General features: G+C 68.1%; 7 protein-coding genes and 1 pseudogene. 2 read left to right on the top strand and 6 right to left on the bottom strand.

The features are described 5' to 3' along the window. From PMI02_RS14145 to PMI02_RS14120, 6 genes are all read right to left on the bottom strand, one after another. On the bottom strand, positions 1–1,009 hold a 1,009-nt coding region (locus PMI02_RS14145), incomplete at its 3' end, for an efflux transporter outer membrane subunit (RefSeq protein ID WP_007683872.1). Positions 1,010–1,021: 12 nt separating this feature from the next. Next, positions 1,022–4,204, bottom strand: coding sequence for an efflux RND transporter permease subunit (locus PMI02_RS14140; RefSeq protein WP_007683870.1), 3,183 nt, complete (start codon positions 4,202–4,204; stop codon positions 1,022–1,024). A 183-nt stretch (positions 4,205–4,387) separates the two neighbouring features. After that, a complete protein-coding gene (locus PMI02_RS14135; protein WP_007683868.1) occupies positions 4,388–5,662 on the bottom strand; it encodes an efflux RND transporter periplasmic adaptor subunit in 1,275 nt (424 codons plus the stop codon). Beyond that, positions 5,659–6,060: a hypothetical protein gene (locus PMI02_RS14130; protein ID WP_007683866.1), complete on the bottom strand. Its 402-nt coding sequence runs from the start codon at positions 6,058–6,060 to the stop codon at positions 5,659–5,661. Before PMI02_RS14130 ends, PMI02_RS14135 begins: the two co-directional genes overlap by 4 nt. 490 nt (positions 6,061–6,550) lie before the next feature. After that, the gene (locus tag PMI02_RS14125) at positions 6,551–7,174 is read right to left on the bottom strand and encodes a TetR/AcrR family transcriptional regulator (RefSeq protein WP_007683865.1); all 624 of its coding nucleotides are present in this window, start codon (positions 7,172–7,174) and stop codon (positions 6,551–6,553) included. 72 nt (positions 7,175–7,246) lie between these two features. Further along, positions 7,247–8,758, bottom strand: a complete 1,512-nt coding sequence (locus PMI02_RS14120) for an acetyl-CoA hydrolase/transferase family protein (protein ID WP_007683862.1) — start codon at positions 8,756–8,758, stop codon at positions 7,247–7,249. A gap of 115 nt (positions 8,759–8,873) precedes the next feature. Between PMI02_RS14120 and PMI02_RS14115 the strand changes: the two genes are divergently transcribed. Continuing rightward, the gene (locus tag PMI02_RS14115) at positions 8,874–9,737 is read left to right on the top strand and encodes a LysR family transcriptional regulator (protein ID WP_007683860.1); all 864 of its coding nucleotides are present in this window, start codon (positions 8,874–8,876) and stop codon (positions 9,735–9,737) included. Positions 9,738–10,763: 1,026 nt separating this feature from the next. Further along, positions 10,764–11,094 (top strand): annotated as a pseudogene (locus tag PMI02_RS14110) (alpha-ketoacid dehydrogenase subunit beta); the annotation flags it as partial.

The raw sequence follows: 11,094 nt of genomic DNA, 5'->3' as shown, positions 1-11,094 counted from the left end.
GCGGGCCGCCGCCGAAGATGTCCGTAGAGCCGAGCGCCGTGGTGCCGATCGAACCGCCGAGCGTGATCTTGGGATAGAGGTCCGCCGTCGCCACGCCGATCCGCGCGGTGTCGGCGGCGAGGCGGCGCTCGGCGGCCTTCACGTCGGGGCGGCGGGCGAGCAGGGTGCGGCCGTCACCCACCGGGATGGGCTGGCCGATCGTGGGCGTGGTGGTGCGGGCGAGCACGGCGTCGGGAAGGTCCTGCGGGGTGCGCCCCGTCAGCACCGCGATGCGGAAGAGCGCGGCGTCGCGCCGGGCCTCGAGCGTCGGGATGGTCGCGGCCTGCGCCTCGCGAAGCTGGGTGACGCGGATGACGTCGAGCTTCTGGTTGAGACCGCGCTCGAAGCGGGCGTTGGTGATCCGTTCCGACCGGGCAATGAGGTCCACTGTGCGTTCGGCGACGTCGATCTGTTCCTCGGCGCTGAGCGCGTCGACATAGGCGCGCACGGTGTCGGCCACCACGGTCACGCGCACCGCGTCGGCATCCTCGCGGGCGGCGTCGAGATCGGCGCGAGAGGCCTCGATGCCCCGGCTGACGCGGCCGAACAGATCGAGTTCGTAGCCGATCGCCAGTTCGCCGTCGACGCGGCGGCCCTCGCGGTCGACGTTGGGCAGCGCCTGGCTTTCGGCGACACGGCCGTAAGTGGCCGAGCCGTTGATGTCGGTCTGCGGCAGCGCCTGCGAGCGAGAGCCGCGCAAGGATGCGCGCGCCCGCTCGATCCGCGCCAGTGCGACGCGAAGGTCGGTGTTGGCGGCGAGGGTGTCGGTGACGAGACTGTCGAGGACAGGATCGTCGTAGAGGTGCCACCACTGTGCTTCGGGGGCGGCGGCGGTGACCTCGGCGGTCTGGACGCCCACGAAAGGCGCCTCGGCCGAGGGTGGCGGGGTCGGCGCGACATGGTCGGGGCCGACCGCGCAGGCGGAGATGGCAGTGGCGGCAAACAGCGCCGAGATCGTCTTGATCGTCATCGAAAGATGTCCTTACTCAGCGGGCTGCAGCGCGTGGCTGTGGCCCTGCGGTGCCGGACGGCGGCGCAGGCGCTCCGCCAGGTTCCGGCACACGACGTAGAAGGTCGGCGTGAACAGCAGGCCGAATGCGGTGACGCCCGCCATGCCGAAGAACACCGCCGTGCCAAGCGCCTGCCGAAGCTCGGCGCCGGCGCCCTGCGCGATGACCAGTGGGACCGCGCCCAGGATGAACGCGAAGCTGGTCATCAGGATCGGCCGCAGGCGGGTGCGGGCGGCGTAGATCGCGGCCTCCACCGGAGACATGCCGCGCTCGTCCTCGGCCTGCTTGGCGAACTCGACCACGAGGATCGCGTTCTTGGCCGCCAGCGCGATCAGCACGACGAGGCCGATCTGGGTGAGGATGTTGTTGTCCATGCCCCTCAGGTTCACGCCGGTCATGGCCGCGAAGAGGCACATCGGCACGATCAGGATGATCGCCAGCGGCAGGGTCAGGCTTTCATACTGGGCTGCAAGCACGAGGAAGACGAACAGCACCGCCATGCCGAACACGATCCCGGCGGTGTTGCCGGCGGTGGCCTGCTGGTAGGCGATGCCGGTCCATTCGTGGGTGTAGCCGGCCGGCAGCGCCTCGTCGGCGACCTTCTCCATGGTGGAGAGGGCTTGGCCCGTCGAGAAGCCGGGAGCGACGTTACCGTCGACCTCGATCGCCGGGTGCAGGTTGTAGCGAACCACGCGGTAGGGGCCGGTCTTGTCCTCGAACGTGGCGACTGAGCCGATCGGCACCATGGCGCCCGAGTTGGAGCGGGTCTTGAGGTTGGCGATGTCGGCCACCGATCCGCGCTGCGACTGGTCGGCCTGCGCGGTGACGCGGTAGGTGCGGCCCAGCAGGTTGAAGTCGTTCACGAAAGCCGAGCCGAGGTAGACCTGGAGCGCCTCGAACACGCGTTCCGGGGGCACGCCGAGGAGATCGGCCTTGCGGCGGTCGACGTCGGCGAAGACGCGCGGGGTGTTCTGGTCGAACAGGGTGTAGACCTGTTGCAGCCCCTTTGCCTGGTTGGCCTTGGCGAGCATGCCGCCGGTCGCTGCCGCGAGGTCGCCGTAGCCGCGGCCTTCGTTGTCCTCCACCATCATGCGGTAGCCGCCGGCGGGGACGATGCCGTTGATTGTCGGCGGCGGCAGGATGTAGATCGTGGCCTTGTCGTAGCCCGCGATCGCCTCCTGCGCCTGCTTCATGATGTCGGCATAGGTGACGCCCAGTTCCTTGCGTTCCTCGAACGACTTGAACGGGAAGTAGATCGCCGCGGCATCGGGAGCGGCAGTGCGCGAAGGTCCGTGAAGACCGGCGAACATCACCGCGCCGCGGATGCCCTTGATCGGCAGGAGGCGCTTGGCGATCTCCTGCGTGACTTCGTCCGTGCGCTCGAGCGACGAGCCCGAGGGCAGGAACGCGGCGGCGAGGAAGTAGCCCTGGTCCTGCTGCGGGACGAAGCCGGTCGGCGTCGCCCAGAACAGGCCCACGGTCGCGGCAATGAGCGCGCCGTAGACGGCCATCATCCGCGCGGGGAGCACGACCAGCCGGCCGGTGAGGCGGGCGTAGGCGTTGCTCATGCGATCGAAGCCGTTGTTGAAACGGTCGGCGGCGCCCTGCATCACCCGGCGCCAGCGCGGGGCGGTGTCGCTCACACGCTCGCGGTGACGTAGCAGGACTGCGGCGAGAGCGGGCGAGAGGGTGAGCGAGAGGACGAGCGAGATCACTGTCGCGGTGGAGATGGTGACCGCGAACTGCTGGTAGAACGCGCCCGAGATACCGCCGATGAACAGCGTCGGCACGAACACCGCGCAGAGCACCAGCACGATCGCCACCAGCGCTCCGGACACTTCGTCCATCGACCGGCGGGACGCCTCGAGCGGGGACAGTCCCTCCTCGATATAGCGCTCGACGTTCTCGACCACGACGATCGCGTCGTCGACGACGATGCCGATGGCGAGCACCAGCCCGAACAGCGAGAGGTTGTTGAGCGAGTAGCCGACCGCCGCCAACATCACAGCCGTGCCGATCAGCGACACCGGGATCGCGATGATCGGGATGATCGCCGCGCGCCAGTTCTGCAGGAACACGAGGATGACGAGGACGACGAGGATCACCGCCTCGAACAGGGTATGGTAGACCGCGTCGATCGACTGGCCGATGAACTCGGTGGGGTTGTAGATGACCGAGTATTCGAGGCCCTTGGGGAACCTGGTGGCGAGACTGTCCATCTCGGCGCGCACGGCCTGCGCCGATTCCAGCGCGTTGGAGCCGGGGCGCTGCAGCACCGCCATGACGACGGTCGGCTTGCCCGAGAGGTAGGTATTGGTGTTGTAGTCCTGAGCGCCCAGCTCCACGCGGGCGACGTCGCGCACGCGGACCTGGTGGCCGTCGGGATCGGTGCGGATGACGATGTCGGCGAATTCCTTGGGGTCGGCGAGGCGGCCCTGAAGCTCGACGCCGACCTGGTAGGCGTTGCCCTTGTCGAACGGCGGCGCGCCGATCGCGCCGGCCGAGACCTGCACGTTCTGGTTGCGCAGCGCTGTCACGATCTCACCGGCGGTGAGGTCCATGGCGGCGGCGCGGCCCGGGTCGATCCAGATGCGCATGCCGTAGTCGCGCGCGCCGAACATCTGCACGTCGCCCACGCCCTCAATGCGCGCCAGCCGGTCCTTGACCTGCGTGAGCGCGTAGTTCGAGAGGTAGTCGCGGTCGTAGGTGCCGTCGGGCGACTGCAGGTTCACGACCATCAGGAAGTCGGGCGAGGTCTTGCGCGTCACCACGCCCATGCGCTGCACTTCCTCGGGCAGGCGCGGGGTGGCGATCGACACGCGGTTCTGGACGAGCACCTGCGCGGCGTCGAGGTCGGTGCCGATCTTGAAAGTGACGGTGATCGTCACCTTGCCGTCGCCGGTCGACTGCGAATCCATGTAGAGCATGTCGTCGACGCCGTTGATCTCCTGCTCGATGGGAGAGGCGACAGTGTTGGCGACGGTCTCGGCGGAAGCGCCGGGGTACTGGGCACTGACCGTCACCGTGGGGGGCACGATGTCGGGATACTGGCTGACCGGCAGGCCGATGAAGGCCAGCGCGCCGATCACGGTGATGATCACCGCGATGACGCCGGCGAAGATCGGGCGGTCGATGAAGAAGCGGGAAAGTCGCATGGCAGGTGCCTTGTCTGTGCAGACGGTGTCTGGGCGCGCGTCGGGCTTTCGCGCAGAAGAGGTCTGCGCGTGGCGGGTCAGGCGCGCCGATCGGCGCGATCAAAAATGTCTTACTTGAAACCCGGCCCTCCCGTTCGTGTCCATCTAAGTCGAGACACGAACGGGAGGGCTGTTTGGCGGCGGTTAGTTCAGCGTCGCCTGGGCAGCGGACTGCTCCGACGGCGCCGGAGCCGCGCCGACCTTCTCGGGGGCGATCTTGCCCGCCTTGGTCTGGACGTGAGCGCCCGCGATCGCGGCTTGGTAATTCGAGATCACCACCGCGTCGTCGGGCCTGAGGCCGTTGCGGACCACGCGCAGGTTGCCCACCAGCGGTCCGGTCTCGACCGGGCGGCTCGCCACGGTGCCGTCCTTGGCGACGACCATCACGACCTTGCGGGTCTGGTCGGAGCGCACCGCGGCGTCGGGCACCAGCATGGCCTTGACCTTGCCGCCGCTGGCGAGGCGCATGTTGCCGAACATGCCGGGGGTCAGGAACCCGTCCGGATTGTTCAGGCTGGCGCGCACGCGGATCGTGCCCGAACGCGGGTCGAGGCCGTTGTCGGTGAAGTCGAGCTTGCCCTTCCAGCGGTAGTTCGTCTCGTCCTGCAGCCGTACTTCGACGGCGGCGGCGCCGGTGTCGTCGGCCCGGTCGCGCTGGGTCTTGAGAAACAGCGATTCCGAGGCGTCGAAGGTGAAGTAGATCGGATCGACCGCGTTGATCGTGGTCAGCAGCGTCGCGTTGGCGCCGTTGTCGCCCGACACGAGGTTGCCCGCGTCGACGCGGCGGTCGGACACGCGGCCCGAGATCGGGGCGCGCACGGTGGCGAACTCCATGTCCAGAGCGCGGGTGCGCACGCGGGCCTGGGCGGCGGCGAGCGCGGCTTCGGCGGCGCGGACGCGCGAGCGGCGCTGGTCGACTTCGCTGGCGGCCATCGCCTCGTCACCGGACAGCCCGGCGACGCGGCCGTAGTCCGACCGCGCGAGCGAGAGCGCGGCGCTGGCCGAGGCGGCGTCGGCCTGGGCCTCCGCCAGCGCGGCGCGGTAGGGGCGCTGGTCGACCACGAACAGGGCCTGTCCGGCCTGCACGTAGTCGCCGTCCTTGAACAGGATCTGCGTGATCGCGCCCGAGACGCGCGGGCGCACCTCGACCGTCTTGCTGGGGGCGAAGCGGCCGACGTAATCGTCCCACTGCGTCACTTCGCGCACCAGCGGCTGGGCGGTCTGCACCAGCGCCGGCGGCGGCAGCGCGGAGGCGGCCTCGGGCTGGGCGAGGAACTTCCAGCCGAGCCCGGCGACCGCGATCAGCGCCAGCGCGCCGATGGCGAGAGGCATACGCCGCTGGAACTTCGGCCGTTCGGTGCGGATGTCCGCATCGCGCGAGTACTCGGACGGGATGTGCAGGGATGTTGCGAGATTCATGCGGCAAGCCTTCGGAACGGCGCGCGGCTGCGGCCGATGATGTCGATGACGGCGCCGATCTTGGCTTCGCTGTGGCCGGCCGCGCGGGCCTCCTTCAACGCCGAGACGGGAACCGTGTAGCCATGATGCCAGCCGCGAACCGCGAGGCGGCGCAGCGCCTCGAGCTGCTCGTTGGCGAGCATCGCCGAAGGCGGCGTGGGGCCGAGGATGAGGCGGGCGAACCAGCCGCGCTTGCGCTGGGGGCGCAGCGTGGCGAGACCGTCCTCGCGGGCCAGCGCGACGACGCGCCGTTCGAGCGTGGACAGGACCTCGGCAGCTTCGGCGATCACCGAGGCGGGCTGGACGGAAATGGTGGGCAGCGTGTTGTGGGCTGCCTCGGTGAAGTCGATGAAGGCCATGTCTCGTGCTCCTTCCTGGAGTGCCCCGGCGCACGCCCCGGGACGGGGGGAGGGCGCACACCGGGGCGACTTCCGGCACGGGGCTGCCGGAAGGATTTCGGATGCACTCGTCCGGCGCCGGCCACGGGGGTCCGAACGGGCGAGCGCCTGTTGCTATCTGTCAGCCGCCGTCCGTGAGGCATGCGGCACCGATCGCCGGCCCGGGGGTCGACGGATCGAGAGAGTCCACACGATGCCGTTATCGGCGGCGAGTCGGGTGGATGTCTTCTGTACCAAGCGGTATATATTCAGGTGAGGTTTAGGTCAAGCGGCTTTCTGTACCGACCGGTTAATTAGGTCTCACAGGCGCTTTTCAAGAGCTGAACAGCCGTTGAACGAAAATTTTTCCGCAAGTGCGAACCAGTCCGCCTCGGACACCCATCGGCCCTGGCTCGCCCGAGGATCGCGGTTACTCCTCGGGCGGGCCGCGGTCCCCGCGAACGACGGGAGGTTACTTACTGGGCCAGATCGACAGGAATGCGTCGACCGTGCCCTGCAGTTCGCTGGGGCAGGCACAGCCCTGCGCCTTGACCGACAGACCCTGGAGGACGGTGGTCAGGCAACTGGCAAGCGCCCTGGGATCGACGGGCGGGGGCAGGTCGCCTTCGGCATGGGCGCGCTCGAAACGCTCGATCAGCGCGGCCTCGGAGGAAGCGCGGCGGGCGACGACGTGGTCGCGGATCGAATCGACCTCGTTCGTGCACGCGACGGAACTGATGACGCCCAGGCATCCGTGCGGGTCGCTCGTGCCGCAGTGGGTCGCCAGTGCGCCGCGCAGCAGCTTCTCGGCGACGCCGCGTGCGGTGGGAGCTTCCAGCGCGGTGCCGATATATGCCAGCTTGTCGCGCTCGTAGAGGTCCAGCGCCTTGCGGAACAGGGCTTCCTTGTTGCCGAAACAGGCGTAGAGGCTGGGCTTGGTGATGCCCATCGCCTCGGTCAGTTCAGCCAGCGAGGCATTCTCGTAGCCGCGAGTCCAGAACACCCGGAGCGCGGCGGCAAGCGCCGTCTCAGGATCGAATTCGCGGGGACGGCCACGTGTGATCGTGGTGCCCGCAGAGGATTCCGAACATTTCATACCGAGCGGTATATAGGTGCGGGGTATGGCTGAGTCCAGTGTGACGGACCTGTCATTTGCGGCAGGTGCCCCTCACGCCAGCATCGTTCCGGTATCGATGAACCGCTGGTGCCACGACAGCGCCTCGCCCGGCAGCGACGGCGCGTGCTTGCCGTAGGAGCCGTGGTAGGCGCGGTCGTAATAGTCGCGCAAGGCGTCGCGGTAGATGGGGTGCGCGCAGTTCTCGATCACCAGCGCGGCGCGCTTGCGGGGTGGAAGCCCGCGCATGTCGGCAAGGCCCTGCTCGGTCACCAGCACCGCGACGTCCTGCATGATGTGGTCGACGTGCGCCGCCTGCGGGACGATCGCGGAGATGGCGCCGTTCTTGGCGGTCGAGGGGGTCATGAAGATCGAGACGTAGGCATTGCGCGCGAAGTCGCCCGAGCCTCCGATGCCGTTCTGGATGCGGCTGCCCATCACGCAGGTGGAATTGACGTTGCCGTAGATGTCGGCCTCGATCAGCCCGTTCATGGCGATGCACCCCAGGCGGCGGATCAGCTCGGGATGGTTGCTGATCTCCTGCGGGCGCAGGATCATGCGGGTTGCGTAGCGGTGCATCTCGGCATTGATCCGCAGCGCCGCATCGGGACTGAGCGAGAAGGCGGTGGCCGAGGCCATGCGTAGTCGGCCGGCGTCGATCAGGTCGAGCATGCCGTCCTGGATCACCTCGGTATAGGATGTGAGGTCGTGGAACGGCCCGTCGACCAGCCCGGTCAGCACGGCATTGGCGATGTTGCCCACCCCCGACTGGATCGGCAGCAGCGAGGCCGGCAGGCGCCCCTTGGCGACCTCGTGGCTGAGGAACTCGATGATGTGGTCGGCGATCTTCAGCGCGCTGGCGTCGGGCGGCGTGAAGGGGAGGTTGCGGTCGGGCGCGTCGGTCTCGACGATGGCGACGATCTTGGCCGGGTCGCACTGGAGGGTCGGCTGGCCGATGCGGTCGTCGGGCCGGACCAGAGGGATCGGCACGCGGTGGGGCGGCAGCGCGGTGCCGTAGTAGATGTCGTGCATGCCCTCGAGCGCGGGGTTCTGCCACGAGTTGACCTCGAGGATCACCGCCTCGGCGCGGTCCAGCCAGGTCTTGTTGTTGCCCACCGAGGAGGAGGGCACCAGCGAACCGTCGGGCCGGATCGCCGTTACTTCGACCACCGCCACGTCTAGAGGCCCGAGGAACCCCTGCCACGCCATTGGCGCCACCTGGCTGAGGTGCATGTCGAGATAGTCCATCTCGCCCTTGTTGATCCGCTCGCGGGCGATGGGGTCGGAGTTGTAGGGCAGGCGTAGCTCGATGCCGTCCGCCTTGGCGAGCGCACCGTCGAGTTCGGGCCCGGTCGAGGCACCGGTCCAGACCTTGACCCGCATCGGCCGCCCGGCGGCATGCTCGCCCTCGATCCGCGCGGCCAGTGCCATCGGCACGGCCTTGGGATAGCCGGAGCCGGTGAAGCCGCTCATGCCCACGGTCTGGCCGTGGCTGATGAGAGCGGCGGCGTCTGCAGCCGACATGACTTTCGAGCGCAGGTATGCAGGGGCGATACGGTGGGTCATGGTCATCCTCGCGGTTGGCTAGGTGCCTTCTAGGTGCACCCTAGGTTCCATTGATCCGTGCAGGGATGAAGACAATAGCTCTAATGCATGCATCACTTGTGCTATTTGCGTTCAGATGAGCGACCTCGTGCGATCCCTGCGGCTGTTCCTGCGCCTGAGCCAGGAAGGCAGCTTCTCCGCCCTCGCGCGCCGGCAAAACCTCAGCCACACCACCATAGCGCGCGCGATCGACGACTTGGAGGCCCATTTCGGCGTCCGGCTGTTCCAGCGCTCCACCCGCCGCATTACCCTGACCGGCGACGGCGAGCGGCTGGTCGAGCATGCCGCTGCGATCCTCGACCAGGTGGCGCAGGCAGAGGCGGACCTTGCGGGAGCGGTGGCAGCGCGGGGGCTCGTGCGGATCGGGGTGACCACCGCGCTTGGGCTCCATTATGCGCGCAGGCTGGAGCGCCTGCGGGCGGCCCATCCGGACCTTTCGGTCGAACTGCTGTTCGCCGACTGGCGCGATGTCGCCGAAGACCGCGGGCTCGACCTGTGGCTGACCGTCGGCCCGACAGAGGCGCCGGGCGCGGTGCCACTGGGCAAGCTTCCCCGAATCCTCGTCGCCGCGCCTGCCTACATCGAGGCGCACGGCGAGCCGCTGACGATGGACGATCTGGCGGCGCACCAGTGCCTGACCTACGGCTATGCGGCGCGGCCCGAGCCCTGGTCGATCGAAGGGCGCCAACTGCGCGTTAGCGGTTTCCTGAGGGCCAACACGAGCGAGGCGGTTCTGCGGGGGACGCTCGGGGCGCTGGGCGTTGCGCTTCTGCCGCGCATCCAGGTCGAGGAGGATCTGTCGCGCGGACTACTGGTGCAAGTCCTGCCCGAAGCGCGGATCACGCCGCTGGCGATCATGGCCGCCCACGGCTTTCGCGGGATGCGCATGCCGATGCGGGCGCGGGTAGCGCTGGACTTTCTTTTGGCGGAATTTCCGTGAGCGGCACCCTACCCATTGCTGGGCAAGAGAGAGGATCGCGGACACACGAAAACGCCCGCTGGCGAGCGCGGGCCTTATGCCGGGAAACTTGCGCGAAAAAACATCGGGTCGGCGTCACGGGCGCCCATGCTTGAGGGCGCGGGTACTCGTAGTGTGGTATGCCTTGCGAGCGAGCGCCGGGTAGAGGCATGGTTCAGCCCGGCTTGACCTGTAGTTCCATAGATCGGTGCTTCGCTGCGATGGGGTCCGCGTCGAGCACAGGCGAGGGGACTTCCGGGAGAGCGTTCCAACCAGGGGAACGCCGGGCCAGAGCCACGATGACCGATCCGTATCAGCGCATGGGAACGCGCAAGGTTTGCGACTTGAACTCGCGACCCTCCGCCCATGACGTCGACCCGAAAACACCGCTTCGCCTTGTACTTCGGCTGGCGGATGCTAGCCCATATAACCTAAATGGTTCGTTTTGTCAAGCGCCAACTACCGTCAAACCGGCGAAAAAAGATGCGAAGCGATCCTGTTTGCCAAAGCTGGGCTTCGGCCCGCGCCCGAGTTGACGGAAAGGAATACCGGCGATTGATCCCAGCCTGCGCAGGGACGACGACCTCCTACTTTCCGGTCGTCGCCAGATAAGCGACCAGCGCCTTGCGAGCCGCAGGATCGGCGATTCCGGGGAGGCCATGTTGGTCCCCGGCACGACTTCGCGCGGCTGGCAACGAAGGTGTCGAGCTTCTCGGGCGTCCACCAGAACTTTCCGCCCGCCAGCCCGCCGTGTACCTGAAGCCCGGTCGGCTGCCTGCCGCGCCCCCGATCACCGCGTCGAGATTGGGTCCGATTCCGCTGCGTCTGGCGGGATCGACGGAATGGCGCGCCGACTTGCGTCCACGGGCAATTGTACGGGCTGCGATCTTCGCTTGCGCCGTAGGGCCGGAGGGGAGCGCTATCTCGGGGATGGCTGGCGCTTGACCCGACCATCCTCTAGGGTGACGCAGCCGGCGGCGGGTCCGTACCGCCGGAGGAGGCGCGACAATGGGTGAGACCACCTACCTTCAGGCCATTTTCCAGGCGCAGTCCGAAGAGATGCAGCGCGATGCCCGCGTCCTCGTCATGGGCGAGGACGTGCGCCGCGACGTTTATGGTACCACCACGGGCTTCGTCGAACGCTTCGGGCCCGAGCGGGTGCGCGACCGGACTGCTTCCGAGCGCGGGTTCATCGGCGTCGCGGGCCGGATCGCCCTGCGCGGCGGGCGGCCGATCGTCGATGCGACGATGGCATCGTTCCTGTTTCCGTCGATGGACCAGATCTGCTCGTTCGTCGCCAAGTCGCGCTTCATCTACGGCGGGCAGGCGCTCCTGCCGA

The sequence above is a fragment of the Novosphingobium sp. AP12 genome (assembly GCF_000281975.1).
In the GTDB taxonomy this organism is placed as follows: Bacteria; Pseudomonadota; Alphaproteobacteria; order Sphingomonadales; family Sphingomonadaceae; genus Novosphingobium.
The sequence above is the reverse complement of the archived record's forward strand: the minus strand, read 5'-3'. Positions and strand labels throughout refer to the sequence as shown.